We start from the raw sequence: 25,434 nt of genomic DNA, 5'->3' as shown, positions 1-25,434 counted from the left end.
CTCGCCCCGTGGCCCTTCTCACCCGCCGCCTTGCCCCACGCTTTCGCCGAGTGTACGAGTTACCCGCCAACCACGAGCAAGAATCGTCATCGGTACGTATGTTTCAGCAGATAATACATGTCCATATGCTCATATATTCACGAGAAAATCGGCTAACTCGTACACTCGATGAGCGATGAGGAGGGGGTGAGGCAACGAATCCCGCACCCGCCGCGCCTCAACCTTACGAAAGTGAAAGCCGGCAGTAAGGCGCGTCGATGGCTCCGCGGGCGCGCCCCTGCGAGGATTGACCCAGCAACCACGAGGGAGGTCACCATGAAGAAGCTCATCTTCATCGCGCTGGTCGTCATCGCCGGACTCGCGGTCATCCTCGACGACGGCAAGCCGCGCCCGCGGATGTACCGCCACCACTAGGCCCCGTGCCCGTCCCCCGCGCGCCCGGCGCGCCGCAGCCGCCGCAGCAGGCTGCCAAAGAGCGAGGCGAGCACCTGCTGGAAGAGCGTCCCTATGACCACGGGGAACATCACTTCGCCGGGGAAGTACTCCCCCGCGATCACGGCGCCGGCCGAGATGTTGCGCATCCCCACGAGGAAGGTCATCGAGGCCGTCTGGTCGTCCGGGCAGCGCAGCGCTCGCGCGGCGAGAAGCCCGAGCGCGTAGCCGCACGACGCGAACGCGGCAATGAAGATCGCCACCGCGACGAGCGTCGGCGTGAGGTGGCGCACGTAGGGCGCCACGCCGGTGGAGTTGCTCAGGATCACCAGCACGAGCGCGATCTTGGCAGCCGGGGCGATGGCCGGAGAGAGCTCGCGCGCCGCCCACCCGCGCGAGAGGTCGTTCGCCGCCGTGCCCACAAGCGCCGGCAGCGCGATCGAGACCGCCATCTCCCCCATCATCCGCGCCGCGTCGACCTCGACCGTCTGGCCGAGAAGGACATGCAGGGTGAGCGGGATCGTGACGGGCGCGGCAACCGTGGAGACGAGGATCGTGGCGAGCGAGAGCGCCGGGTCGCCGCCGAGCATGTTGGTCCACATGGCGGCGACCACCGCCACGGGCACGCAGTACTCGAGCACGATGCCGCACACGAGGTTGGGGTCGGAGCCAAAGAGCGCCGTTGCGAGCGCGCACGCCACGACGGGCATGGCGACCGTGGCCAGCACCAGAGAGACGAGCATCGGCGCCGGGTGGCGCGCCGTCCGCGCGAGGTTGCCAAAGGTGTTGGAGAGCGCGCTCTGGAACGTCATGAACGCGAAGAAGGGCGTCACGAACGGGTGGAGGATGACGTCGACCTGCGGAAACAGCACGCCGAGCGCCACGCATACAGGCGAGACGAACGCCATGTGGCTCCCGATGAAGCCGCCGAGCCGCTTCCACGCGTCCATCCCGAGAACCACCTCCCTTGCGTCGAGCGCCCGCGCACATGGTACTTCTCGGCCGTGGGGCGTCCCGCAGCCGTAACGCGGCCGCAAAGGGGCGCGCCCGCGGGCCGCCTGAAATGCCCCCAAGCTAGTAGGAATTGTTGCGAAGCCACGTTTTTCTCGGCTGAGGCCTTGCCTTTAATTCCCCACTCATTACTATGAATTAGGCAAAAAAGACGCGGCGCCCGCGGGCCCGCGAGGAGAAAGGCAGACCACCATGGCCACCCAGCTGCTCACCGTGAGCAACCTCTCGGCGGGAACCGAGGACAAGCCCATCCTGCACGGCGTCGACCTGGCCGTGGGCGCCGGCGAGTGCCACGTCCTCATGGGCCCCAACGGCGCCGGCAAGTCCACGCTCGGCCACGTCATCATGGGCGACCCCGCCTACCGCGTGACCTCCGGCAGCATCGAGTTCGACGGCGCCGACGTCACCGAGCTCTCGGCCGACAAGCGCTCGCTTGCCGGCATCTTCCTCTCCTACCAGGCGCCCGTCGAGGTGCCCGGCGTGCCGCTCTACAGCTTCCTGCGCTCGATCTGCCAGATGCGCCCGGAGCTCAAGACCACCGCGCGCAAGTTCCGCGAGCGCGTGGGCGCCATCGCCGACCAGCTGGAGCTCGACCAGGGCTTCCTCATGCGCGAGCTCAACGTGGGCTTCTCCGGCGGCGAGAAGAAGAAGATCGAGATGCTGCAGCTGCTGCTGCTCCAGCCCAAGCTGGCCATCCTCGACGAGACCGACTCGGGCCTGGACGTGGACGCCCTGGGCATCGTCTCCCGTGGCATCCAGGCCTATCGCGAGCAGGTGGGCGGCGCGCTGATCGTGATCACGCACAACACGCGCATCCTCGAGCGCCTCGAGGTCGACCGCACCCACGTCATGGTCCACGGCCGCATGGTGGCCGAGGGCCCGGCGGAGCTCATCGCCGACATCGACAGGAACGGCTTCGAGCGCTTCGAGAAGTGCGAGGACTGCGGCGGCTGTCCCATGGTCGGTGATGCCGAGTGAGCGACGAGCGCAAGCGCACGCAGGTCGCCGACGTCGATCGCTCCCTCTACGACTTCACCAAGTCGGAGGAGGGCTACGAGCGCTACGACGACGGCCTGACGCCCGAGATCGTCCGCGCGATCTCCGCCAAGAAGGACGAGCCGGAGTGGATGCTCGAGATGCGCCTGCGCGCACTCGACCTCTACCACGCGCGCGAGATGGCGCCCAACTGGGGCCCGAGCATCGAAGGCCTGGACCTGGACCACATCTCCACGTACGTCTCGCCCAAGACCAAGCAGGCCAAGAGCTGGGACGACGTGCCCGCAGACATCAAGGACACCTTCGAGCGCCTGGGCATCCCCGAGGCCGAGCGCGAGAGCCTCGCCGGCGTGGGCGCCCAGTACGACTCGGAGATCGTCTACCACAACATGCGCGAGGAGGTGGCCGAGCAGGGCGTCATCTACACCACGATCGAGGACGCCCTCCACGACCCCCAGTGGGAGCCGGTGGTGCACGAGTACTTTGGCACGCTGATTCCGCCCACCGACCACAAGTTCGCGGCGCTGCACTACGCCGTATGGAGCGGCGGCTCCTTCGTCTACGTGCCCGCCGGCGTGACGCTGCCCTACCCGCTGCAGAGCTACTTCCGCCTCAACGCCGCCGGCGCGGGCCAGTTTGAGCACACGCTCATCATCGTGGAGCCGGGCGCCGACCTGCACTTCATCGAGGGCTGCTCCGCACCCAAGTACTACGAGGCCAACCTCCACGCCGGTGCTGTGGAGCTCTTCGTGAAGGACGGCGCGCGCCTGCGCTACTCCACGATCGAGAACTGGTCCAAGAACATGTACAACCTCAACACCAAGCGCGCCACCATCGGTGCCGACGCCAAGATGGAGTGGGTCTCCGGCAGCTTTGGCAGCCACGTGAGCTACCTCTACCCCACCACGATCATGGCGGGCGACCGCGGCACCTGCGAGTTCACCGGCATCACGTTCGCCGGCGCCACTCAGGACCTGGACACCGGCTGCAAGGTGATCATGAACGGCGCGGACACCACGGCGTCCGTGAGCACGAAGTCCATCTCCAAGGACGGCGGCGTGAACACGTTCCGCAGCTCCGTGGTGATCGGCCGGCACGCGGACCGCGCACGCTGCAGCGTGAGCTGCCAGAGCCTCATGCTCGACGACATCTCCCGCTCCGACACGATCCCCGCGATGGACGTGCGCAACGCCACCGCGCAGGTAGGTCACGAGGCCACGATCGGCCGCATCTCGGACGACACGGTGCTCTACCTCATGAGCCGCGGCTGCTCCGAGGCCGAGGCGCGCACGCTCGTGGTCAATGGCTTTGCCAACCCCGTCTCCAAGGAGCTCCCGATGGAGTACGCCGTGGAGATGAACAACCTCATCAAGCTCGAGATGGAAGGGGCGATCGGATGATGGCCGAGAAGGACCTGGCGCCCGAGCTCACCCTCGAGCGCGTCAACGTTGCCCCCGCGCAGACGTGGAACCGCCTGCGCACGAACGACATCACGCTCACGGTGCCCGCGCGCGGCCGCAAGGGCGACGTGTACTTCTCGCTGCCGCGCCTCTTCGAGGGCGTGGAGTGCGGGATGGGCCGCGAGGTCACCGACTGGGTGGAGTCCCAGGCGAAGGACGCGCGCTACGTGGAGGTCCCGCGCGGCGAGAAGCGCGAGGAGCCGATCGTGGTTGCCGTGGGCTCGGGCGACGTCGCCGACACCGGCGTCCTGGTCCGCGCGGGCGCCGAGGCCACCATCGTCGTGGCCGCGGACGCAGGCGAGAAGGACGGCGAGGCCGGCACGTCCGCGTCCCTCGTGCGCATCATCGCCGAGGCCGGCGCGCGCGTCCACCTGCACGAGTACGTGGGCGTGGGCGCGGGCCAGCAGCACCTCGAGAGCGTGGGCATCTCCGCGGCTCGCGACGCCCGCGTGGACGTGCGCCAGTACCTGCTCGGCGGCGGGACCGTCGCGCTGGGCTTTGCCTGCGACCTCGCCGGCGACCACGCCCGTGTGGATCTGGGCTGCCGCTACCACGCCGGCGGCACGGAGGTCCTGGACATCAACGAGATCGTGCGCCAGCACGGCCGCAGGACGCGCTCCGAGCTCTCCTACAACGGCGTGCTCGAGGACGCCGCGCGCAAGGACCTGCGCACCACGATCGACCTTATCCACGGCGCCAAGGGCGCGCAGGGCAACGAGGCAGAGACCGTGCTCGTGCTGGGCGATGACGTGGTCAACAAGACGCTGCCCACGATCCTCTGCGACGAGGACGACGTCGCCGGCAACCATGGCGCCACAATCGGCTCCGTGAGCCCCGAGCAGCTGGCCTACCTCGCCGACCGCGGCCTCTCCCGCGCAGACGCCGAGCGACTCTTCGTGCGCGCCCTCTATGAGGACGCCCTCATGCACGCCCCTTGCGACGAGGCCCGCGCCGTCGTGGAGGCGGGCGCCGGCACCCTGCTCGACGAGGAGGCGTAGGCGATGGACATCCGTCAGAACCCGTATCGCGCGGACTTCCCGCTGCTGGCCGCCCACCCCGAGATCGCGTTTCTCGACAGCGCGGCCACCGCGCAGCGCCCGGCCTGCGCGCTCGACGCCCAGCGCCGCTTCTACGAGACCATGAACGCCAACCCGCTGCGCGGCCTCTACAGCCTCTCCGTGGCGGCCACCGCGGCCATCGCTGACGTCCGCGCGCAGGTCGCCGCCCTCATCGGCGCGCCCGACGCGCGCGATGTGGTCTTCACGCGCAACACGAGCGAGAGCCTGAACCTCGTGGCCAAGTCCTTCTCGCCCTGCGTCCTGGGCCCCGGCGACGAGGTGGCCATCACGATCATGGAGCACCACTCCAACCTGATTCCCTGGCAGGAGGCCTGCCGCGCCGCCGGCGCGCGTCTCGTCTACCTCTACCCCGAGTCCGACGGCACGCTCACGGACGCAGAGATCGCCGAGAAGATCGGGCCGCGCACCAAGATCGTCTCCTGCGCGCACGTCTCCAACGTCATGGGCTGCGAGCTGCCCGTTCGCAAGCTGGCGGACGCCGCACACGCCGTGGGCGCCATCATGGTCGTGGACGCCGCGCAGTCCGTGCCCCATCTGCGCGTCAACGTGGACGAGCTGGGTGCGGACTTCCTCGCGTTCTCCGGCCACAAGGCGCTCGGCCCGATGGGCGTGGGCGTGCTCTGGGGGCGCCACGACCTTCTCGACCAGATGCCGCCGATGCTCACCGGCGGCGAGATGATCGACTCCGTGCGCGAGCAGGACGCCACGTGGGCGCCCGTGCCCGAGAAGTTCGAGGCCGGCACGCAGGACGCCGCCGGCATCTACGCCACCGGCACCGCGCTCGCCTACCTCACCGAGACCGTGGGCATGGACGCCGTGGCCGAGCGCGAGGCGGCACTCGTGGCCTATGCGTTCGAGCGCCTGGCGGATCTGGACTTCGTCGATCTTATCGGCAGCGCCGACCCCGCCCGTCACCACGGCGTCATCAGCTTCAACGTGCGCGGCGTCCACCCGCACGACGTGGCGAGCATCCTCGACGCCTCCGGCGTGTGCATCCGCGCAGGCCACCACTGCGCGCAGCCGCTGCTCGCGTGGCTCGGCGTGGAGAACCTCGCGTGCTGCCGCGCGAGCCTCGCGTTCTACAACGACGCCGCCGACGTGGACCGCCTCGTCGACGGCCTGAGCCAGGTCTGGGGGATCTTCCATGGCAGTGACTGACCTCTACAACGCGGCCTTCATGGACCACGTCTCGCACCCCGACTACAAGTACCAGATGGAGGACGCCGACTGCAGCCACGAGGGCGTGAACCCCTCCTGCGGCGACGAGCTCACGTTCTCGGTGCGCTTCGCCGACGACGGCACCATCGAGGAGGCGGCGTTCACCGGACACGGCTGCGCCATCTCGCAGGCGAGCGCCGACATCATGAGCGACCTCATGATCGACAAGACGCCCGAGGAGGCGCGCGAGCTCTGCGCCCTGTTCATGCGCATGGTGCGCGGCGAGGAGACCGACGAGGCCGCGCTCGAGGCGCTGGAGGACGGCGTGCTTCTGCGCGACATCGCGCACATGCCGGCGCGCGTGAAGTGCGCCGAGCTCGCCTGGCGCACGCTCGACGAGATGCTCGAGGCCCGGCAGTGATGCGTGCGGCGTGCAAAAGTGCCTGTCCCCTTTGCACGGGGAGGTGACGAGATGGCTGGGATGTTCTCGACCAAGGGGATGTACGCGCTGCGCGCGATGGCGGACCTCGCGAGCCACGAGGGCTGGGTCTCGCTTGGCGACGTCTCGCGCCGACAGGGGATCTCGCGCAAGTACCTGGAGCAGGTCATCTCGCTCATGCACAAGGCCGGCTACGTGCGCAGCCAGCGCGGCAAGGGCGGCGGCTACCAGCTCACGCGCAGGCCGGAGGACTACACCTTGGGCGAGCTCCTGCGCGCCGCGGAGGGGTCGCTCGCGCCCGTGAGCTGCCTCGACTGCAGGAGCGACGAGCTCTGCCCCCAGCGCGACACCTGCACCACCGTGGGCGTCTGGCGCGACCTCGGCCGCGTGACGTCCTCCTACCTCGACTCAAAGACCCTCGCCGACCTCGTGCGCCCCGACGACGCGGGCCCCTGCACCGCCAAGCCGATCTAGCGGCGCCGCAGCGCCCTGCGCCCCACTCCGGCAAGCGTTCCCGGAAAGGCCGACGAGCCCTCCCGCAAGGAGAAGGACGACGCAGGAGAGAAGGACGAGCGCCTGGTCCGGGTAGAAGGCCGCAAAGTCGCGCCAGCGCATGCCCGTGAGAAGCGGCGGCACGCCCAGCAGGTAGACGGGCACCGCCAGATGCAGGAGCAGGGCCGGGAGCGCCCGACGGCCGCGACGGCAGCCAAGGCGCCGCCGCAGCGCGCCCCACGCGAGCGGCAGCGCGCAGAGCAGCACGGCCAGCGCGTAGAGCGCGTCGTAGCGCACGTGCTCCCCCAGCGGCGGCACCACGTCCGCGGGGTCCGCGCGCCCGCCCACGGCGATGGCCGTCACCCCGTCCGCCAGCGAGAAGAACGCCTCGTTGCCGCCGAACTCGTCGTTGCCGTCCGCCAGCACCACGACCCCGAGGTCGCGCCCGGGAATCGCGCACATGCGCGCCACGTAGTTCTCCACCTGCCCGTCGTGCGACATCACGAGCTCACCGTCGTCCCAGGAGTAGGTGGTCCAGCCCATGCCGTAGTAGGTGTCGCCCGCAGGGTCGGGCACGCGCGAGAAGACCATCCGGTGGACGGAGCCCGCCGAGAGCACGCGCGCCCCGCCGGGCGCCGCGCACCCGCTGTTGAGATACATCCGCAGGTACGCCACCATGTCCGAGACGCTCGCGCGGACGTAGCCGGAGGCCGGGCCGCCCCAGGCGTCATCCCCCTCCCCGTGCTCGAAGCCGTCCGCCACCCACGCGCCGAACCACGAGCGGTGCCCCTCGGCCCGGGGCGCCCGCTCGGGCTCGTCGCCCGCCGAGGCGTCGTCCATCCCCAACGGCGAGAAGACGCGCTCGCGCAGGTACGTCCCGAGGCCCAGCCCGCTCACGTCCTCCACGATGCGGCCCAGAAGGTCGTAGTTGGCGTTGGCGTACGAGAAGGACCCGGCGCTCTCGCCCACGGACGCCCCCGCGAGCGGCTCGAAGTACCCAAAGCCGCTCGTCTGGTTGAGCAGGTCGCGCACCGTCACCGCGGCGGGGACGCCCGTCTCCGGGGCGTAGGCGCACGCGGGCCCGTCAAGGTCGACGAGCCCCTCCTCGACGAGCTGCATCACGGCCACGGCCGTCATGGACTTGGAGAGCGAGCCCACCACGAACGTCTGGTCCTCGCTCGTCACGTCCCCCAGGCAGCGCAGGTAGCGCACGCCGCCCGCATCCACCACGGCAACCGCGGCGCCCGGCATCCCGCAGGCGGGGAAGGCCTCGTCGAGAAACGCGTCGAGCCGCGACGCGAGCTCGGCGCCCACGGGCTCGTCGCCCGGCAGCGCCGCGCCCTCGTCGGTGGGGTCGAGCTCGGGTGCGGCGATTTGGGCGACCTCCTCCTCGGAGAGGCCCGGGTCGCCGACGTCGTCGGGTCCGGGCAGCAGCGCCTCGTCGGCCCGCGCGGGCGCCGGGGCGCCGAGCGCGCACGCCGCCAGAAGCGCGGCGGCCACGACGCCCGCCGCGAGCAGCCGTCCCCGACCCCTCATGCGACCATGCCTAGAAGCTGTCATAGATGAACTGCACCGGCCCCGAGAGACCCGAGAACACCAGGAACCACGCGATCACCGCCACGAGCGCCACCACGGCGAGAAACGCGCCCGCCGCGAGCAGCCCCGGGCGCGCCTCCAGCCACGTGCGGGCCCGCGCGGCGAGGTCCTTCCTGCCCGGCATCACGAGCCACCTCCCTCCGCGGCGAGCCCCGGCGCGTCGCCAAGGTCCGCGCCGCCCAGGAAGTCGTCGTCGCGGCCGTTCACGAAGTCGTAGAGCGCGCGCTCGATGCGCACCCAGCCCACCCAGCCGGGATGCACCGTGTCGCACAGGAAGTACTTCTCGTACTCGCAGCTCGAGAAGTCCGCATAGGCCGCGCCGGCCTCGTCGCAGATGCCGCGGATGCGCTGGTAGTAGGCCGCGCGCTCCTCGGCGGAGACGTCGGCGAGGTCATACCACGCCCCGTGCACGGGCAGGATGCACACGAGCGGCTCCAGGCCCGCCTCCCGGCAGACCTCGAGCAGGCAGGCAAGATCCGCGTACTCGTCGTCCGCCTCGTGGAAGTTCTCGAAGAGCTCGGGCATGTAGGTGTGGTTCTTCTCCCAGTACGCGTCATAGACGCCGTAGTCGTTGGTGGTGCAGGACGCCGCCCCCTCGGCGCGCGCCGCGTCCAGCAGGGCGTCCCAGTCGGGCTCGCCGGTGGGCTCCCCCGCCGCGCGCGCCGGGCTCTTGGAGGGCGCAATGGCCACGATCCCGGGCACCTCCGAGCGCAGGCGCCAGCCGTCCGCAAGCGAGAGGAACCAGTCGTTCACCGCGTCGAGCGGCGTGTCCTGCGCGGCGGCCGCGAGCTGGCCTGTGTCCACGCCCAGCTCCTCGCAGCGCCGCCGCACGTAGGCCTTGGTCTCATCGGAGATGCTTGGGTTCTGCGCGAAGGCGCGGTAGAGCGAGTAGGAGAACTTGCTCTCGAACTTGTCCTGGTCGCCGTTGCCCTTGAAGAACCACTGCGGCGAGACCACGATCATGACCTTCTTGTTCCTGACGCGGCCCCCGTAGGCGCCGGCGGCGATGGCCTGCCAGAGGCTCTGGTCGTAGCCCTGGCCCACGAAGGTCATGTCCACGCCGGTCACGTTCTCCCCAAAGACGGCCTGCGGGCACATGCTCACCTTGTCCTTTGAGATGTAGAACTCCGAGGAGCCCAGGCAGAGGTAGGAGTCGTCCGACATGTTGGCGAGCACGAAGTCCGCGTTCTCCGACTTGCCGTCGGCATAGACGTAGTCGTAGATTCGCGAGGGATCGGCGGGGCCGTTGCCGGGGAGCAGCACGTCCAGCGCCACGAGCCCCGCCGCGGCCACCACGAGCCCGGCCGCCACCGCAAGGAGCAGCCGCACGCCGGGGCCCATCCGGCGACGGGGGCGCCCCAAGGCGGCCGCGGCCGCGTCGTCCTTCTCGCCACGCCCCTTCCTGCCGCGCATCACGCCACCCGCTTCTCCACCTGCGCGACGATCTTGTTGGGCGTGTTCATCTGCTCGCGCGGCACCGCCGTGGGCGCGATGGACACGCCCAGCTCGTCCTCTATGCCCACGAGCAGCTCGATAGCACCCATCGAGTCAAGAAGCCCCAGCTCAAAGAGGTCATCGTCCAGGTGGTCCCGCACCGCGTCGTCCCCGCAGACGTCCACGAGGAGGTCGAGCACCCTCTCCCGGACCGTCACGTCGCCATCTGCCATGTCAATCAGGCTCCCTTCACGAGATAGGAAATCTGGCCGGAGAAGATCGCAAAGCCCAGCATCACCAGCTGCAGCGTCACGAACCACATGAGGGCGCGCATCCAGCGGTCGCGCCGGTGCGCGCGATAGAACCCGGAGCGCTTCTGGAGCCACTCGTTGGCGGCGAGAAGGACCCCGTGGTAGAGGCCGTAGCCCAGGTAGTCGGGCGTGAGTCCGTGCCAGCACCCCATGACGAGCATGTCCGCCACGAACCCCGCCTGCGCCACGCGCACGCGGTCGCGCGCCCAGCCCCAGCCACGCCGACGCCCGCAGCGCATGAGGGCGCGCGTGAGCCGCATGAAGACGAAGTCCCTGAACCACGTGGAGAGCGTGATGTGCCAGCGGTTCCAGAAGTCGATGACGTCGGACGCCAGGAACGGCGCGCGGAAGTTGCGCGGGCAGCGGATGCCCAGGCAAAAGCTCGCACCCATGGCCATGAGGCTGTAGCCCGCAAAGTCAAAGAAGAGGTAGGCGGCGTAGGCATAGGCGATGCGTACCTGGTTTGCCAGCTCGGCGAGCCAGGGGCGTCCCCCCAGGGCTCGAGCACCCACCAGCGCTGCGCGACCTGGGCGATCACCAGCTTGTAGACCATGCCGGCGAGCAGCAGCAGGATGCCGCGCGCGAGCATGCCGGCGTACTCGTCGCGCGCGGGGACGCGGTGGGCGTCCGCGAGGAAGCGGCGGCTGCGGTCGATGGGGCCGGAGGTGAACTGCGGAAAGAAGAGCAGGAAGCTCAGGTAGTCGAGAAGGCCTAGCTCGTCGCGCCCGATGAGCCCGTCGTGCACCTCAAAGACCACCTGGAGCGCCTTGAACGTCACATACGAGATGCCCGCGAAGCCCCAGAGCGAGACGCTGCCCGCGGTGAGCTTGTAGACCACGAGCGGCAGCAGCGTGAGGCCGGCGGACGCGTAGAAGAGCCGCTGGTCGTCCGGGTGGCCCGCCAGGACCACCACGCACGCGCGCGCGACGGCGAGAAACGAGACGAGCGCCACGGCCTGCGTCCCCGAGCCCAGCAGGCAGGCGAGAAACACGACCGAGGTCACAAGGCCCCAGCGCTGGAGCGAGTGCCCCGTCAGGCCGAGCACGGCCGCCACCGCCACGGCGGCGGCGAGGAGCACGAAGAACGCAGGGTCGGCAAAGAACTCCACCTCGGGTCACCCGCGGCTCGCGAGCGCGCGGCGGTCGATCTTCTCGTTGGCCGTGAGGGGCATCTCGTCGATCACGCGGATGCGACGGGGCACCATGTAGGAGGGCAGGGTGCGCCCGAGCGCCGCTTTGAGCGCACGGGAGAGCTCGAAGTCCCCCGGCACCCCGCCGGCCAGCCCGAGCCCACGGGCAAGCGCGCCGCGGTCAACCACCACGAACGCCGAGAGGCTCGTGACGCGGCCCCGGGCCTCGCGCGGCACCACGGCCGCCTGCTCGATGCCTGCCATCCCCTCGAGGGCCCCCTCGACCTCGGTGAGCTCGATGCGAAAGCCGTTCACCTTCACGAGCGAGTCGAGCCGGCCCGCGCAGTGCAGGACGCCGCGCCCGTCGAGATGCCCCAGGTCGCCCGTCCGATAGCCGCGCGCGGGCGTGCCGTCGGCGAGGGTCGTCTCGAAGAAGCACGCGGCCGTCTTCTCGGGGTTTGCGTAGTAGCCCTTGGCCACGGTGTCCCCGCAGATGACGATCTCGCCCGTCTCCCCCGCGGGAAGGCGCGCGCCCGTCTCGTGGTCCACAATCAAGAGCTCGGTCCCCGGGCGCGGGCGGCCCACCGGCAGCGGCTCGGGGTCCGCGAGCTCGGCAGCGCCGATCTCCCCGTAGGTCACGGCGACGGTGGACTCCGTGGGCCCGTAGGTGTTCGCGATCACGGCGTCCGGGAAGCGCTCGGCGAGCGCGGCCGCCGTGGTGTGGTGGAGCGTCTCCCCGCAGAACAGGAAGAGGCGCAGGCGCGGCAGCAGCTCCGAGCGGAAGGATGGGTCGGCAAGGCAGAGGTCCGCGAAGGAGGGCGTGGAGACCCACACCTCCAGGCCCGAGGCGGCGAGTCCCGCAAAGAGCCGCGAGAAGTCCATCTCGTCGGCGCCGCCCACCGCGCAGAGGCACCCGCCCGTGGCGAGCGCGCCCACGAGCTCGTACTCGGAGAGGTCGAAGGAGTAGTGCGCCTGGTCGAGAAAGGCGCGCCCCCCGTCGCGGATGACCGGGAAGCCCACGAGCCAGCGCATGAAGGCGACCACGTTGTCCGCGCTGACCTCGATGCCCTTGGGGCGGCCCGTGGATCCGGAGGTGAAGATCACGTACTGGGTCTCGTCCCCCGCAACCCAGACCCGCCGGTCGGGCACCTCGCCCGCCGGCTCCCGGAGCAGGCCGTCCGCGTCGAGCAGCTCGCAGCCCGTAAGAACCGAGCGCAGCTCGTCCGGCAGCGCGCAGGTGGCAAGAAGGACGGGCCGCTCGATCTGCCCCGCGATGTCGCGCACGCGTGCGGCGGGGAGGCTCGCGTCCACCGGGACGAAGGCGTGCCCGCTCATGAGGCAGGCGAGAAACGCGGCGACGGTGCGCGCGTCCTTCTCGCCGAGCACGAGCACGGGGCCGCGCCCGCGGGTGTTGCGCACGAGCGCGGAGGCGAGCGCCCCCGCGAGGCCCCAGAGCTCACCGTAGCTCGTCACCATGCCGTCCGCCGACCTGAAAGCCGGGGCGCCCGGCGCCGCAAGAGCGTTCTTCCTGACCGCCTCGAGCAGCTCGTTTGCAGAATCGCCCATGCCCGTCCCCCTTAAACCTGGAGCATGTCACGGGGCATGGTAGGGCCGCGGGGACCTGCCGGGAGGCACCCTGCGCGCATCGGCACAAAGGGGAGAAAAAGTATAAAGTCAGCTGAATACGTGGCCCGGCGCACGCTGCACGGGACCCCCCAACCGCTGCGCGCCGTCGGCGCGCACGGGGACCAACGGCCCAAGAGGCCCCTCACCTGCGATATCGCAGCAGCGACCCGCTCTTCGCGCCCAGGGGCCGGGCTTTGGGGCGGCGCCACAGAAAGGCGCCCGGCCCCGCGTGCGGCGGGACCGGGCGTCGGCGTTACCTATGCGGCGCGAGGGTTCTTCTCGCCCGGCGCGCGCTTTTCTTGCTACGCCCAGCCCTTGCCGTCGGAGCCAAACTCAACCATGAGCTCCTTGGTGCGAGCGACGATGGCGTCACGACCGGGCTTGAGGAGCTTGCGGGGATCGAAGCCCTTGCCCTGCTGGTCCTTGCCCTCCTCGATGTACTTGCGGGTGGCCTCGGCGAAGACGAGCTGGAGGTCGGTGTTGACGTTGATCTTGCAGATGCCGAGGGAGATGGCCTTCTGGATCTGGTCAACGGGGATGCCGGTGCCGCCGTGGAGGACGAGCGGCAGGTCGCCGGTCTCGGCCTTGATCGCGGCGAGCTGGTCGAAGGACAGGCCCTCCCAGTTGTCGGGGTAGATGCCGTGGATGTTGCCGATGCCGCAGGCGAGGAAGTCGACGCCCAGGTCGGCGATGGCCTTGCACTGCGCGGGGTCGGCGAGCTCGCCCTTGGCGGTCACGCCGTCCTCGGTGCCACCGATGCCGCCGACCTCGGCCTCGACGGAGATGCCCTTGGCGTGGGCGGCCTTGACGACCTCCTCGGTGCGCTTGAGGTTGATCTCGAAGCTCTCCTCGTGGGAGCCGTCGTACATGACGGAGGTGAAGCCGGCCTCGATGCACTTGAAGACGTCGTCATAGGAGCCGTGATCGAGGTGCATGGCAACCGGGACGGTGATGTTCATGTCCTCGACGAGGTTCTTGACGAGGTCGGCAACGACCTTGTAGCTGGTCTGCCACTTGGCGGCGCCGGCGGTGCACTGGATGATGACCGGGGACTGAAGCTCCTCGGCGGCCATCAGGATGCCGGTGGCCCACTCGAGGTTGTTGGTGTTGAAGGCACCAACGGCGTAGTGACCCTTCTCGGCGGCCTTCAGCATGGCAGCGGCGTTGACGAGCATGTTTACCTCCACAAGTTGGAAAAGCCCGACAGAACAATGCATGTCTATCATACCCTCTCCCGGGCCCGTTGCCGCGAGGCATCGCCAACTTTTTCACCTTGCGGACAGCCGCGGGCTGCCTGCCGTCGCCCCCGCAGCGGGAGGGCCGCCCCACGCGGTCGCCGGATGGTAGAATCGGGGGCTGTCATGTACCTACGAGAAGGGAGCCACCACCACATGGATCGCCCGAACGCCTGGAAGGACTACACCGCCGAGCAGCTCGACCGCCTGCACTACCTCTGCGAGGGCTACAAGGCGTACCTCTCCGAGAACAAGACCGAGCGCGAGTGCGTCGCGGCCGGCGTGGCCATGGCCGAGGAGGCCGGCTACGTCGACCTCGCCGACCGCATCGCCTCCGGCGAGCCGCTCGCTGCCGGCGACAAGGTCTATGCCGTCAACCGCGGCAAGACGCTCATGCTCCTCCACCTGGGCACCGAGCCCCTCACGAACGGCGTCAACATCCTCGGCGCCCACGTCGACTCGCCGCGCCTCGACATCAAGCAGGACCCCGTCGAGGAGCGAAACGAGCTCGTCACGCTGGACACGCACTACTACGGCGGCGTCAAGAAGTACCAGTGGGTCACCATGCCGCTCGCCATCCACGGCGTCGTTGCCAAGAAGGACGGCAGCGTCGTGCCCGTGGTGATCGGCGAGGACGATGACGACCCGGTCTTCTGCATCACGGACCTCCTCCCCCACCTCGGTGCCCAGCAGATGGGCAAGAAGGCCTCCGAGGTCATCGAGGGCGAGATGCTCGACGTCCTCGTGGGCAACCGTCCGCTCGTCATCGAGGAGGGCGAGAAGAACGACGACGCCGAGAAGAACCCCGTCAAGGCCAACGTCGTCGCCATCCTGCGCGAGACCCTCGGCATCGAGGAGGAGGACCTGCTCTCCGCCGAGCTCGAGGTCGTGCCCGCCGGCCCCGCCCGCGACCTCGGCCTCGACCGCTCGATGATCCTTGGCTACGGCCAGGACGACCGCGTCTGCGCCTACACGAGCCTCGTGGCGCAGCTCGACTGCGAGACGCCCGCGCGCACCGCGGTGACGCTGCTCGTGGACAAGGAGGAGATCGGCTCGGTGGGCGCCACCGGCATGACGAGCCACTTCTTCGAGGACACCATGGCCGAGGTGCTCGAGCTCGCCGGCGAGAGTGGCCCGCTCGCGCTGCGTCGCTGCCTCGCGCGCTCCAACATGCTCTCGAGCGACGTCTCGGCTGGCTTTGACCCCGCCTTCGCGAGCGTCTTCGAGCCCAAGAACTCCGCGTACCTGGGCCACGGCCTCACGTTCAACAAGTTCACCGGCCGCGGCGGCAAGGGCGGCTCCAACGACGCCGACGCCGAGTACGTGGCCACCATCCGCCGCGTCATGGACGAGGGCGGCGTGCACTGGCAGACCGCCGAGCTCGGGAAGGTGGACGCCGGCGGCGGCGGCACGATCGCCTACATCCTAGCCACCTATGGCATGAGCGTCATCGACTGCGGCGTGCCGGTGCTCTCCATGCACGCGCCCTGGGAGACCACCAGCAAGGCCGACGTCTACGAGGCCTACCGCGGCTACCAGGAGTTCCTCAAGCTCGCATAGGAGACTTCGTTACGGCAGCGACGGCCGTCCCTCCGACCTGCACGCAGAACTGCGCTTTGCGGAAGATTCTGCCTAGCAGGTCGGAGGGGCGGCCTCTTGCGTGAGCGGCTGTCTGCAGCGGCGTGAGGAACTCCTGGTGGCCGTCGCTCAGGGCTCCACCTTCTGGAGGGCGCGGGGAGGGTCACTCGATGGCGAGCGTCACCTGGGTGTTGGGGAGGCCGGTCACGGTGGCGGTGGTGCGGTCGCGGTCCCAGCTGAGGAACGTATCGCTGTTGATCCGGAACTCCCACTCCTTGCCGGCCTCGTCGACGCCACGGAGGTAGTACGTCGCGCCGCTCTCGCCGCTCACGTCCCTCGTCTCGACATCGTGCAGCTCGACGCGCACGGGATCGAAGAGGTACGGAATGTCCAGCAGCGGCTGCCCCACGAAGACGTAGCAGGTACACACCATGAGCGCGATGATGACCGCCCCGAAGATGCGCTCGCCCACGCCCTTGAAGTCGTCGCGCAGCTGCTGCGCCACCGCCACGACGCCAAAGGAGAAGATGGCAAGCCAGCCTGGAACGCCCACGAGCCGATACACCACCGCAATCGGCCCCTCGTCCGTCTTGCCCAAGGTAAAAAGGCCGATGAGCCCCCACACGACGTAGCTGACCACGGCCAGGGGAACAATCACAATCAAGGCAATCGCCAGATAGCGGCGCCGGCGGTCACGGGCGGACTCCACGGGGGACTCGCTCGCCTCCGCCTCCTCCATCGCCGCCTTGAGCCTCGCGTACGTATCGTCCTCGTGCGCTTCCATATACCCCCTCTGCTCTCAGGACAACGTTAGCCTGACGCAAGGGGAAATGTTGGCTTGGCCGGCATCCCTTGCGCAACGCTTACGTCGCGGGCCAGGGCGGCCGGGCCGGGCAGGACCCTTTGCAGAGATCTCGGATTGCGCATGGCGAGAAGAGCGCGTAGCTCGGGATTTTGCGGCCAGACGGCCACATTTCCCAAGCTACGCGTTCGGTAGTTCAACTTATGCCCTCACGCACCAACCGCATCCTGGAGATCCTGACCGAGCGCGAGCGCGTGGAGGTCTCAGCCCTCGCCGAGGAACTCGGCGTCTCGCAGGTCACCATGCGCAAGGACCTCACGGAGCTCGAGCGCCGTGACCTCATCCGTCGCGAGCACGGCTGGGCCATGCTGCGCAGCACGGACAACATCGAGGGCCGCCTCGCCTACCACTACGAGGAGAAGCGCACCATCGCCCGGCGCGCCGCGGAGCTCGTACACGACGGCGACACCGTCATGATAGAGAACGGCAGCTGCTGCGCCCTGCTCGCCGCCGAGCTCGCCGCCCAGGGCCGCGACGTCACCGTCGTCACCAACAGCGCCTTCATCGCGGCCTACGTCCGCGACACGGCGAGCGTGCAGACGGTCCTTCTTGGTGGCATCTACCAGAAGGACGCACAGACCACGGTGGGGCCCATGGTCCGGCAGTGCGTCGAGGGGTTCTTCGTCGACCTGCTGTTCGTGGGTACGGACGGCTTCTCCGAGCGCACCGGCTTCACCAACTGCGACCAGATGCGCGCCCAGGCCGTGCGCGACATGGCGGAGCACGCGGAACGCGTCGTGGTGCTCACGGAGAGCGAAAAGTTCAGCCACCACGGCACCGTGCCGCTTGCGCTGGGCGAGAAGAACGTCTGCGTGATAACCGACGTGCACGTGAGCGACGAGGCGCGCGCCGAGCTCGCCGCCGCCGGCGTGGAGCTCGTCTGCGCCGAGTAGGCTGCGTCCTTTTGGAACGCGCTCTACGCCTCTGACCCCCTGTCGACGCTCATCCGCTCGGCATAGGCGTGGGCGCGCTGGAGCTGGTCGTTCAGCACGTCAATGGTCTTGGAGAAGGACTCGTTTGCCTGCTCGCGGAACTTGTCGATGCTGTCAAGCGTGGAGAAGACCGCATCATAGGCCCGGCGCAGCGTCTCCGGGGAGACGCCACTCGAGACCGCCTGCTGCTGCGTGCGCAGGGAGTTCTCCTGCAGGAGCTTGCTCGTGCGGTCAATCATGGCGTCCGTGGTCTTGTTGACCGCGTCGATCTGGTCGAGCACGAGCTTCTGGTTCTCAAGCGACTGCGCCACGATCACGGCCGTGCGCAGCGCGGTCACCGTGGTGGTCTTGGCGCGCTCGACGCCACGCACGAGCTGGTCGTTGTTCTGCTGGATGATGCCCATCGAGAGGTAGGCCTGGATGGTCACGGCGGCCTGCGTCTGCACGTCCTGGCGACGCTGGCGCACCGCGAACAGGGCGTCTCTCTCGAGCGATGCCGCCAGCTCGGCGTTTCCCGCCGCACGCTCCCGGTCGATGCGCGCCACGAGCTCGCCGTCGATGCTCGTGAGCAGCTCGTAGGCGCGCTTGAGGGTGCCCAGGTTGCCCCAGAGGCTGCGGCGCTCCACGTTGAGGGCGGCGTTGTCCCTGCGCAGCAGGTCCTGCCCCTTGCCGAGCGACAGCAGGATGGCGTTGAGCTGCTGCTGGTTGGACTCGTAGCGCTTGAAGTAGCGCTTCACGCGATTGGCGAAGGGCAGGGCCCCCAGCAGGCGCTCGGCGAAGGTGTCCTCCCCCGGCGCGAGCTCGTCGACCTCGTTGCGCAGGTCCACGAGGCTCCTGGAGACCTGCTCCTGGGCGCCTCCGCTCTTCGACGTCACCAGGGACTGCTCGAGAAAGCGGCTCGAGGTGCTGGCCGTCTCCCGGAAGGCGTCGGACCCCACCTCGAAGATCGCGTCGACCTCCTGCTTGAACTCCAGGCTCTGGGGCGGCAGGGCGGCCACCTTGGCAACCCAGGAGCTGGCGTTGCCGCTCAGGCGCAGGAGCTCCTCGGGGCTTGGCGCGGGCACCTGCGCGAGGGCGCCCTCGGTCTTGACGGGCTCCGGCGCCGGCGTCACCTCCAGATCGAAGCTGTCGTCGGGCGCGTCGAGAAGGTCGTGTGCCATGATGGCTCCTCTCCAAGTGTCAGATCGTTCCGTCGGCTACGAGAGGTCATCGGGAGGCTCCCCCAAGGAGAGCTCGGGTGACCGATGGCCGAGACGCTGGCGCAGGTAGTCGGAGCCCGTCTCGATCTTCGCGGAGGCCCCGTCGACTATGTTGGTCCGTATGCGGTCGAGCGCGCCGGCGACGTGCGCGCACTGCTCGTCGAGCGCGGTCACGTTCCGCCTGGCGCGCGAGCTCGCCCGACCGCCAAACCCCAGGTAGCGGACGTTGGTCACAAGCTGGTCCCAGGCGCCCGGCAGCCATGTGGTGGCAAGCGAGAGGACGAGGTGGCGGTCCTCCTCCGCCCCGGCCGTGGCAAACTCGGGCAGATCCACGAGCTCCGCCATGGAGGACACGAGGGCCCGCAGCCGCTCGGACTCCGCCGCGATGCCGCGGGGGCTGTCCGCGGCGCACGCCTCGTCGATGCGGCCCGCCATGCCGCTCACGGCCTCGGCGGACTCCTTGAGCGTGGGGTCGGCCCCGACGAGCGCGTCCAGGTCTATCGCCGCCACGTGACGAGGCATGTTGAGCGAGGTGAGCAGCAGCCACGAGCCCGCCGACATGAGGGCGCCGACGACCACGAGCGCCACCTGAGCGGCGAGCCCCGAGGCAAGAAGGGCGGAGACGCAGAACACGACGAAGACCGTCGCCGACATCCCGAGCACGAGGCCCCGTTCCCCTGGCATCGAACCTCCCATCCGTGGCGACGTGGCGGGCACCCCCAACCTGTCCCGTTTTCTCTGAGAGAACAAACCCGTCCCCAGTTTACAGATAGCCACGAATCTCCTTGAAGGCGGCCGTGAGGTCGCCGTTCTCGGCGTCGAAGACGCGCCCGCCCGTCAGCTGGGTGAGCTGCTCCATCTCCGCCCTGCTGGCCTCGCCGAAGAGAATCGCGTAGACGGGGATGCCCTGGACCTCGGGCGTGGCCTCGTACCAGGAGGAGAACTCGGCGATGCCCGGGTAGTCGGTGTTCTCCCCGTCCGAGAAGAGCACGACCGACGTCACGTTGTCGTCCGAGCGGCTCTGCGCCGCCAGCTCGAGGGAGCGCTGGAGGGTGCCGTAGATTGCCGTGTTGCCCGCCGTGCGAAGCCCCTCCACGTAGGCGCGCACGTCGGAGAGGTCTCCGTCCGCCGCCACCTCGAGGTCCTTCTCGCTCTTGATCTCCGAGCCAAACTCGACGAAGTGCACCGTCTCTCGCGGCTGGAACGTGAGGAGCGAGGTCGTGCCGTCCGCCCCGGTGTCCGTGAGGGAGACGAGCGCGGCCTTGAGCGCGTCGAGGCGCTCGCCCTCCATGGAGCCCGAGGTGTCTATCTGGAAGACCATGTTGGCGGGCTTGCGCACGTCGGAGACCCAGCTGGAGAGCAGGGCGCGCACCGTCTCGAGGCGGTTGGGGAAGGGAATCTCGAAGGCGGCCACGGCGTCGTCTGCCGTGGTGGCGTCCGTGCGGCGGAACGTCTCGTCCGCGATGCGCCGCTGCACGTCGTCGCGGCGCAGGTAGTCCACGAGCGCCCGGTAGGCCGCCTCGACTTTCTCCCCGCGACCGGCGAACAGCGTGAGCGGGTAGTCAGCGGTGATGACGCCGTCCTGGGGAATCACCTCCACGAGGCCCGGGTCCTGCAGGACGAGCGACTCGTAGTTGAAGACCCCGTCGACGGCGGACGAGTCCTTGTCATAGGCCTCCATGAGCCAGCCCGAGGACCCACTCGTCAGCTTCTGGCCCTGCGCAAAACGCGAGAGGTCGGCTGCCACGGCGGTGACGTCGTCGGCCGTGATGGCAGCGCCCGTCCCGGAGAGCGCCGTCGCGAGCTCCACCAGCGCGGAGAAGCCGCTGTTGGAGGAGACCGGGCTGGACATGCCGTAGGAGAACGCGCCCGAGGCGGCGGCGTCCACGACCTCGGCCCACGTGGGGCTCTTGTCGTCCCAGCCGAGCTCGGCCGCGCGCTCGGCCCGCACGCCCAGCACCACGGGCGTCCGCATGATCGAGGTCTCCTGGCTCACGAGCGCCGCCTTCTGGTCGAAGAGGCTCATGTAGGCGTTGGACGGGAACCACGTGGCGTCGCAGTCGGCATCCCCCGCCATGACGGCCTCCGTGCCGTCGAGCGTGCCCGCGTAGGTGAGCTCCACGGTGATGCCAAGCTCCTCCTCGGCATCGTCCAGGATGGGCTGCATGTCCTGGACCTCGGAGCCCGCGAGCACGCGCAGCGTCGTGCCCGAGACGTCGACCGCGGGGTCGGGGTCGGAGCCCTCTCCGGCGACCTCTCCCTCAGACTCGCTCGCCGCTGGCCCTCCGTCCCCGCATGCGGACAGGGCGACCGCCCCGCCGAGCGCGCAGCCCAGGGCGAGAAGAACGGCGAGCCATCGGCGGCGAGTAACAAGTGCGTTCATCACGGTTCTTCTCCTCCCCGGCGCCTAGTAGAGCGCCTCGATGGTCTGGAGCATGGCGTCGGCAACCTCGTAGCTGGGCGCCTGCGCGACGTCGATGAAGGTGCCGTCGGCGGCATAGCCCGTGAGGCCGGCCTCGCTCACCTGCTCGGAGAAGGCCCCCGAGTTGGCACCGTTCACGCGAAATCCGTGCCGGGCGATGACGCGCGCCATGTCAGGGTCGTTGTCCAGCACGTCCTGGACCCGCTGGCCGGCCTCGGAGAAGGCCACGACCACGTGGTCCGAGAAGATCGTGGGGTCGGGGTAGCAGATGCGCATCTCGGAGGTCACGCGCGTGGGCTCGTTCATCTGGGCCTCGAGGTACTGGCTCTCGTAGATAAGCGTAAGCGGCTGGTTCATGGGGCCCTTGGAGAGGAAGGACTCCCACGGCCCCGCGGAGGACGACTGCGAGTAGCCCTGGTCGAGGAAAAGCCGGGCAAGCGAGGACGCGGCCTGCTCGCGCGCGGCGTCCTCGCTCGTGATCACGGCGTTGCCGTTGAGGACATAGCTCGCGAGGCCGAGGTACATGAGGGCGGAGTTGGAGGAGCGCACGTCGGTGGTGGTGATCATGACGTTTCTGCTGGAGGGATAGGCCTCGGAGCCCGCAAGGTCCGTCCAGCGCCGGCCGCTTGCCACGGCATCGAGGTAGGCGGCCATGTCGAGGTACCACACGCCGTCGCGCTGCTCGGCGAGGCCGTTTGCCGCGAGCACGTCGAGCACGGTGCCACCGGTGGCGATTGCGAGCGGCGAGTAGAAGGGCGTCGAGGTGGAGAGGACGGCGTCTCCGTGGACGTCCGTGAGGTGCGCGGCGGCCACCTCCGAGGAGGGCGAGGCGAAGTCTGCCTGCGTGAGGTCCGCGCGCTCCGCCATGGCCCAGGAGCCCGACGTAGTGACCTGAACGTCGAGGCCATGACGGGCGAAGATCTCCTTGGCCTCGGGATCGGCGAAGAGTGACTCCTTCTCCGAGCCGATGACTCCGTGGACCACGGTGAGCTCCTGCTGGGTGGCGGGGGCGTCATCTGCGGAGGCCCCCGCGCCGAGCAGCCCCGGACCGAGCGCAATGGCGCCCGCCACCACGACCGCAACCAGAATGAGGGCAACGCCCGCCACCAGCGTCTTGGCTCTCGAGCCCACCAGACCTCCCCTCCAACGTATCCGTGACTCAACGATACGTCTGAGGGCGGTCCTCTCCCCACCTGCGGGGGCGGACCTTTCGTGAGCCTTACGGACGCCTTACGGGCACCTGACGCGGTCTAGGGGACGGTGGTCGCGACGTCCAGCCGTGGTTGTCCGCGGGCCGCGCGGGCAACTCTCCGCAAGGCGCGCGATGCAGTTCTCCGCGAAATATCGTCACTTGGAAACGGTTCCAAAGCCCTCAAAGTGACGAAATTTCGCGGAGAACGCTTGAGGCGAGACGGAGCGCCCGTCACCCCGAGCACGGCGCCCCGCGGCCCTACCCCAGCAGCGCCATGACCTGGCGCTTGGCGGCGAGGTACTCGTCCGTGAGCTCGAAGCTCCGCTCGCCCGCGGGGCGCGTCACCGCCACCTCGCCGATGACGTGGCTCGGCTCGCCCGCGGCGGGCGCCCCCGCGAGCACGTAGATGCGGCTCGCCATGGAGACGGCCTCGTCCACGTCGTGCGTGATCACCAGGGCGGAGAGCCCAAGCTCGGCCGCTACGCCCACGAACCACTGGCGCACCTCCGTACGCGTGAGGGCGTCGAGCGCCGAGAAGGGCTCGTCGAGCAGCGTCACGTCCGCGCCCATGAGGTAGGTGCGCAGGAAGGCCGCGCGCTGGCGCATGCCGCCGGAAAGCTCGCTCGGCCACTTGAGCTCCGAGCCCGCGAGGCCAAAGCGCTCGAAGAAGGGCGCCGCCTTGGCTCGCGCCTCGTCGCGGCGCATGCCGGCGAGCACGAGCGGCAGGCACACGTTGTCGATGATGCGGCGGCTCGGCAGCAGCAGGTCCTTCTGGAGCATGTAGCTCACCCGTCCCGGACGCCCGGTCACGTCCTCCCCGTGCAGGAGGACGCGGCCGGACACGGGCGTCGTGAGGCCGGCGAGCGCGTGCAGGATCGTGGTCTTGCCGCAGCCGGAGCGGCCGACGAGGCAGCAGACCTCGCCGGGCGCCACGTCGACGGTAACGTCCGCCACCACGACGTGCTCCCCGTCCCAGGAGAGCGTGAGCCCCTCGGCGGAGAGGGCCGGGACCTGCGCGTTCTTCTCGCCAGCCGTGGTCATGCGCTACTCCAGGAAGGTGAGGTCGTAGCCGGCGTTGACGTCGAGCTTGTTCTCGACGAGGTCGTTGTCGTTCAGCCACTGGTAGAAGGCCGCCCAGCGCTCCGGGTCGATGACGCCCCAGCTCTCCGCGTCGGCGGTGTACTGGTCGGCAAGATAGGCCTGGCTCTGGTGAACGAGATCGGCGTCGAGCTCGGGCACCTGCTCGCAGAGGATGTCCGCGGCGCCGTCGGGGTTCTCGATCGCGTACTCGTAGCCCTTCTTGACCGCGCGCAGGAAGGCCCTCACGGCCTCGGGGTTCTCCTTGGCGAAGTCGTCGTTGGCGGCGATGACCGGCGTGTAGTAGTCAAAGACCGGATCGATCGAGATGAAGCTGAAGTAGTTGTACGGGAAGTCCTGCACGACGGCGTTCTGGACGGCCCAGGCCTCGTAGACCCACACGGTGTCGAACATGTTGGCGTGCAGGCCGCTGACCTCGTCGGTCACGCTTGTGGTGACGAGTTCGACCTTGGACCAGTCGCCACCGTCCGCCTCGACGCAGTGGCGCACCGTGGCCTGCTCGACGGGCATGCTCCAGGTCGCGTACGTGTGCCCCTCCATCGCGGCCGGGTGCGTGATGCCGTCCTCCTCGCGGCTCATGATGCCGGAGGTGTTGTGCTGGATGACGGCGGCCACGGCCGAGTAGGGCATCGGGTGGTCGGAGGCCAGGCTGTTGGCGATGTAGTCCTGGTAGGAGACGCCCATCTGGGCGTCGCCGGAGCCGATGAGCGCGTCGGCGCCGTCCTCGGGCGGCTGGATGACCTCGACGTCGAGGCCCTCCTCGTCGAAGTAGCCCTGGGCGAGCGCCACGTAGATGCCCGTGTGGTTGGTGTTGGGCGTGTAGTCGAGGACAAACGAGATGTGGGTCTTCTCGCCCTCCGCGGCCGGGGTCGTGCCGCCCGCGCCCGTACCGCCGCAGCCGACGAGCGCCGTGGTCGCAACGGCCGCGCCCGCGGCCGCGAGGAACTGGCGCCTGTCGAGGTTCCTATCGCTCATTCTTGTTCCTTTCCGCCCTCTTCCAGGGCATGCCTGCGCGCTGGGCGAGCTCGACGAGCTTCATGAGCCCAAGCGACAGAATCGAGATGATGATGATCGAGGCAAAGAGCCGGTCGTAGGAGAAGGACTTGCGCACGCGCGTCATGTAGACGCCCAGGCCCACGCTGCCGCCGAGCCACTCCGCGATCACGGCGCCCACGATGGCGTAGGTGGCCGAGATCTTGAGGCCCGAGAAGAACTGGTCGGCCGCGGCGGGCAGCTTCGCGTACCGAAAGATCTGCCAGCGCGAGGCGTTCATCGTGCGCATGAGGTCGACGACGTCGGGGTCGACCGAGCGGAAGCCCGAGGCGAGCGAGACCGTGACCGGGAAGAAGGTGGTCACGATGACGAGCACGACCTTGGGCAGCGCCCCGTAGCCGAGCCAGAGCACCAGAAGCGGCGCGATGGCGATGGTGGGTATGGTCTGAGAGATCGTCATGAGCGGCTCGAAGGCCAGGTAGAACGTCTCGAAGCGGTCCATGAGCAGCGCGAACGCAAAGCCGAGGGCAACGCCTCCGGCAAGGCCGGCCGCCGCCTCGCCGAGCGTGACGAGCGAGTGCTCCAGAAGGAGCGGCGCGTCCTCGGCGAGCGCCATGACCACCTGCGACGGCGCCGGCAGCATGAAGCTGGGGATGACGCCCACGTCGACGAGGGCCTCCCAGATGACGAGCAGCGCGACGACGGCAACGAGCGGGGCGAGCACGCGACGGGCGCGGCTGGGCTCGGGACGCGACGCCAC

24 protein-coding genes are annotated in these 25,434 nt (G+C 69.2%); 8 read left to right on the top strand and 16 right to left on the bottom strand.

Annotation, left to right across the window (positions count from 1 at the left end; all coding sequences use genetic code 11):
- Nucleotides 1-410: 410 nt before the first annotated feature.
- Nucleotides 411-1,382, bottom strand: a complete 972-nt coding sequence (locus B5F84_RS03795; protein ID WP_087321005.1) for a bile acid:sodium symporter — start codon at nt 1,380-1,382, stop codon at nt 411-413.
- A gap of 253 nt (nt 1,383-1,635) precedes the next feature.
- Between B5F84_RS03795 and sufC the strand changes: the two genes are divergently transcribed.
- Genes sufC through B5F84_RS03765 form a run of 6 tightly spaced genes read left to right on the top strand, consistent with a single transcriptional unit; the run spans nt 1,636 to nt 7,049 of the window.
- Nucleotides 1,636-2,421, top strand: a complete 786-nt coding sequence (gene sufC, locus B5F84_RS03790; protein ID WP_087225935.1) for a Fe-S cluster assembly ATPase SufC — start codon at nt 1,636-1,638, stop codon at nt 2,419-2,421.
- Entirely contained in the window at nt 2,418-3,839 is a 1,422-nt protein-coding gene (gene sufB / locus B5F84_RS03785) for a Fe-S cluster assembly protein SufB (RefSeq protein WP_087225932.1), read from the top strand. Before sufC ends, sufB begins: the two co-directional genes overlap by 4 nt.
- Nucleotides 3,839-4,897 carry a SufD family Fe-S cluster assembly protein gene (locus B5F84_RS03780; RefSeq protein ID WP_087321254.1) on the top strand — a complete coding sequence of 353 codons (1,059 nt, stop codon included), beginning with the start codon at nt 3,839-3,841 and terminating at the stop codon, nt 4,895-4,897. The genes sufB and B5F84_RS03780 overlap by 1 nt, the downstream gene beginning before the upstream one ends.
- Nucleotides 4,898-4,900: 3 nt before the next feature.
- On the top strand, nt 4,901-6,136 hold the full coding sequence (locus B5F84_RS03775; RefSeq protein ID WP_087321002.1) for a SufS family cysteine desulfurase: 1,236 nt from the start codon (nt 4,901-4,903) through the stop codon (nt 6,134-6,136).
- Entirely contained in the window at nt 6,123-6,557 is a 435-nt protein-coding gene (gene sufU, locus B5F84_RS03770; protein ID WP_087320999.1) for a Fe-S cluster assembly sulfur transfer protein SufU, read from the top strand. The genes B5F84_RS03775 and sufU overlap by 14 nt, the downstream gene beginning before the upstream one ends.
- 51 nt (nt 6,558-6,608) lie before the next feature.
- The gene (locus tag B5F84_RS03765) at nt 6,609-7,049 is read left to right on the top strand and encodes an Rrf2 family transcriptional regulator (protein WP_087320995.1); all 441 of its coding nucleotides are present in this window, start codon (nt 6,609-6,611) and stop codon (nt 7,047-7,049) included.
- Here the strand turns inward: B5F84_RS03765 and B5F84_RS03760 are convergent.
- The 7 genes from B5F84_RS03760 to fba form a co-directional block, all read right to left on the bottom strand.
- A complete protein-coding gene (locus B5F84_RS03760; RefSeq protein ID WP_087320992.1) occupies nt 6,984-8,603 on the bottom strand; it encodes a serine hydrolase domain-containing protein in 1,620 nt (539 codons plus the stop codon). The two genes, B5F84_RS03765 and B5F84_RS03760, sit on opposite strands and share 66 nt — an antisense overlap.
- Nucleotides 8,604-8,613: 10 nt before the next feature.
- On the bottom strand, nt 8,614-8,787 hold the full coding sequence (locus tag B5F84_RS09555; RefSeq protein WP_158094479.1) for a hypothetical protein: 174 nt from the start codon (nt 8,785-8,787) through the stop codon (nt 8,614-8,616).
- Nucleotides 8,787-10,076, bottom strand: a complete 1,290-nt coding sequence (gene dltD / locus B5F84_RS03755; protein ID WP_239378233.1) for a D-alanyl-lipoteichoic acid biosynthesis protein DltD — start codon at nt 10,074-10,076, stop codon at nt 8,787-8,789. The genes B5F84_RS09555 and dltD overlap by 1 nt, the downstream gene beginning before the upstream one ends.
- Entirely contained in the window at nt 10,076-10,330 is a 255-nt protein-coding gene (dltC, locus tag B5F84_RS03750; protein ID WP_087320989.1) for a D-alanine--poly(phosphoribitol) ligase subunit DltC, read from the bottom strand. The genes dltD and dltC overlap by 1 nt, the downstream gene beginning before the upstream one ends.
- Nucleotides 10,331-10,335: 5 nt before the next feature.
- A complete protein-coding gene (locus B5F84_RS09670; protein WP_239378232.1) occupies nt 10,336-10,920 on the bottom strand; it encodes an MBOAT family O-acyltransferase in 585 nt (194 codons plus the stop codon).
- Between the two features lie 602 nt (nt 10,921-11,522).
- Complete coding sequence (locus tag B5F84_RS03740; protein ID WP_087320986.1) at nt 11,523-13,103, bottom strand: amino acid adenylation domain-containing protein; 1,581 nt, start codon at nt 13,101-13,103, stop codon at nt 11,523-11,525.
- Nucleotides 13,104-13,465: 362 nt separating this feature from the next.
- On the bottom strand, nt 13,466-14,338 hold the full coding sequence (fba, locus tag B5F84_RS03735; RefSeq protein ID WP_087320983.1) for a class II fructose-1,6-bisphosphate aldolase: 873 nt from the start codon (nt 14,336-14,338) through the stop codon (nt 13,466-13,468).
- A gap of 216 nt (nt 14,339-14,554) precedes the next feature.
- On the opposite strand from fba, the gene B5F84_RS03730 reads away from it, so the two are divergent.
- Nucleotides 14,555-15,958 carry an aminopeptidase gene (locus B5F84_RS03730; protein WP_087320980.1) on the top strand — a complete coding sequence of 468 codons (1,404 nt, stop codon included), beginning with the start codon at nt 14,555-14,557 and terminating at the stop codon, nt 15,956-15,958.
- Between the two features lie 181 nt (nt 15,959-16,139).
- On the opposite strand, the gene B5F84_RS03725 is transcribed toward B5F84_RS03730, so the two are convergent.
- The gene (locus B5F84_RS03725) at nt 16,140-16,760 is read right to left on the bottom strand and encodes a hypothetical protein (RefSeq protein WP_087320978.1); all 621 of its coding nucleotides are present in this window, start codon (nt 16,758-16,760) and stop codon (nt 16,140-16,142) included.
- Between the two features lie 221 nt (nt 16,761-16,981).
- Between B5F84_RS03725 and B5F84_RS03720 the strand changes: the two genes are divergently transcribed.
- Nucleotides 16,982-17,731: a DeoR/GlpR family DNA-binding transcription regulator gene (locus B5F84_RS03720; protein WP_087320975.1), complete on the top strand. Its 750-nt coding sequence runs from the start codon at nt 16,982-16,984 to the stop codon at nt 17,729-17,731.
- Between the two features lie 23 nt (nt 17,732-17,754).
- Here B5F84_RS03720 and B5F84_RS03715 read toward each other — a convergent pair whose 3' ends face one another.
- From B5F84_RS03715 to B5F84_RS03685, 7 genes are all read right to left on the bottom strand, one after another.
- Nucleotides 17,755-18,930: a toxic anion resistance protein gene (locus B5F84_RS03715; protein WP_087320972.1), complete on the bottom strand. Its 1,176-nt coding sequence runs from the start codon at nt 18,928-18,930 to the stop codon at nt 17,755-17,757.
- 36 nt (nt 18,931-18,966) lie between these two features.
- Nucleotides 18,967-19,653, bottom strand: coding sequence for a hypothetical protein (locus tag B5F84_RS03710; protein ID WP_143786044.1), 687 nt, complete (start codon nt 19,651-19,653; stop codon nt 18,967-18,969).
- Between the two features lie 79 nt (nt 19,654-19,732).
- A complete protein-coding gene (locus tag B5F84_RS03705; protein ID WP_087320966.1) occupies nt 19,733-21,352 on the bottom strand; it encodes a VWA domain-containing protein in 1,620 nt (539 codons plus the stop codon).
- 24 nt (nt 21,353-21,376) lie between these two features.
- Complete coding sequence (locus B5F84_RS03700) at nt 21,377-22,522, bottom strand: hypothetical protein (RefSeq protein WP_087320963.1); 1,146 nt, start codon at nt 22,520-22,522, stop codon at nt 21,377-21,379.
- Between the two features lie 319 nt (nt 22,523-22,841).
- Entirely contained in the window at nt 22,842-23,624 is a 783-nt protein-coding gene (locus B5F84_RS03695; RefSeq protein ID WP_087320961.1) for an ATP-binding cassette domain-containing protein, read from the bottom strand.
- Between the two features lie 3 nt (nt 23,625-23,627).
- Nucleotides 23,628-24,656: an ABC transporter substrate-binding protein gene (locus tag B5F84_RS03690; RefSeq protein ID WP_087320958.1), complete on the bottom strand. Its 1,029-nt coding sequence runs from the start codon at nt 24,654-24,656 to the stop codon at nt 23,628-23,630.
- Complete coding sequence (locus tag B5F84_RS03685; RefSeq protein WP_204205493.1) at nt 24,646-25,434, bottom strand: ABC transporter permease; 789 nt, start codon at nt 25,432-25,434, stop codon at nt 24,646-24,648. The genes B5F84_RS03690 and B5F84_RS03685 overlap by 11 nt, the downstream gene beginning before the upstream one ends.

The organism is Olsenella sp. An290 (genome assembly GCF_002159535.1).
Classification (GTDB): Bacteria; Actinomycetota; Coriobacteriia; order Coriobacteriales; family Atopobiaceae; genus Thermophilibacter.
The sequence above is the reverse complement of the archived record's forward strand: the minus strand, read 5'-3'. Positions and strand labels throughout refer to the sequence as shown.

Bases quoted from the DNA above. Each gene is read 5' to 3' on its own strand.
- B5F84_RS03795 (WP_087321005.1), bottom strand. From the start codon at position 1,382: ATGGACGCGTGGAAGCGGCTCGGCGGCTTCATCGGGAGCCACATGGCG.
- sufC (WP_087225935.1), top strand. From the start codon at position 1,636: ATGGCCACCCAGCTGCTCACCGTGAGCAACCTCTCGGCGGGAACCGAG.
- B5F84_RS03780 (WP_087321254.1), top strand. From the start codon at position 3,839: ATGGCCGAGAAGGACCTGGCGCCCGAGCTCACCCTCGAGCGCGTCAAC.
- B5F84_RS03775 (WP_087321002.1), top strand. From the start codon at position 4,901: ATGGACATCCGTCAGAACCCGTATCGCGCGGACTTCCCGCTGCTGGCC.
- sufU (WP_087320999.1), top strand. From the start codon at position 6,123: ATGGCAGTGACTGACCTCTACAACGCGGCCTTCATGGACCACGTCTCG.
- B5F84_RS03765 (WP_087320995.1), top strand. From the start codon at position 6,609: ATGGCTGGGATGTTCTCGACCAAGGGGATGTACGCGCTGCGCGCGATG.
- B5F84_RS03760 (WP_087320992.1), bottom strand. From the start codon at position 8,603: ATGAGGGGTCGGGGACGGCTGCTCGCGGCGGGCGTCGTGGCCGCCGCG.
- B5F84_RS09555 (WP_158094479.1), bottom strand. From the start codon at position 8,787: ATGCCGGGCAGGAAGGACCTCGCCGCGCGGGCCCGCACGTGGCTGGAG.
- dltD (WP_239378233.1), bottom strand. From the start codon at position 10,076: ATGCGCGGCAGGAAGGGGCGTGGCGAGAAGGACGACGCGGCCGCGGCC.
- dltC (WP_087320989.1), bottom strand. From the start codon at position 10,330: ATGGCAGATGGCGACGTGACGGTCCGGGAGAGGGTGCTCGACCTCCTC.
- B5F84_RS03740 (WP_087320986.1), bottom strand. From the start codon at position 13,103: ATGGGCGATTCTGCAAACGAGCTGCTCGAGGCGGTCAGGAAGAACGCT.
- fba (WP_087320983.1), bottom strand. From the start codon at position 14,338: ATGCTCGTCAACGCCGCTGCCATGCTGAAGGCCGCCGAGAAGGGTCAC.
- B5F84_RS03730 (WP_087320980.1), top strand. From the start codon at position 14,555: ATGGATCGCCCGAACGCCTGGAAGGACTACACCGCCGAGCAGCTCGAC.
- B5F84_RS03725 (WP_087320978.1), bottom strand. From the start codon at position 16,760: ATGGAAGCGCACGAGGACGATACGTACGCGAGGCTCAAGGCGGCGATG.
- B5F84_RS03720 (WP_087320975.1), top strand. From the start codon at position 16,982: ATGCCCTCACGCACCAACCGCATCCTGGAGATCCTGACCGAGCGCGAG.
- B5F84_RS03715 (WP_087320972.1), bottom strand. From the start codon at position 18,930: ATGGCACACGACCTTCTCGACGCGCCCGACGACAGCTTCGATCTGGAG.
- B5F84_RS03710 (WP_143786044.1), bottom strand. From the start codon at position 19,653: ATGCCAGGGGAACGGGGCCTCGTGCTCGGGATGTCGGCGACGGTCTTC.
- B5F84_RS03705 (WP_087320966.1), bottom strand. From the start codon at position 21,352: ATGAACGCACTTGTTACTCGCCGCCGATGGCTCGCCGTTCTTCTCGCC.
- B5F84_RS03695 (WP_087320961.1), bottom strand. From the start codon at position 23,624: ATGACCACGGCTGGCGAGAAGAACGCGCAGGTCCCGGCCCTCTCCGCC.
- B5F84_RS03690 (WP_087320958.1), bottom strand. From the start codon at position 24,656: ATGAGCGATAGGAACCTCGACAGGCGCCAGTTCCTCGCGGCCGCGGGC.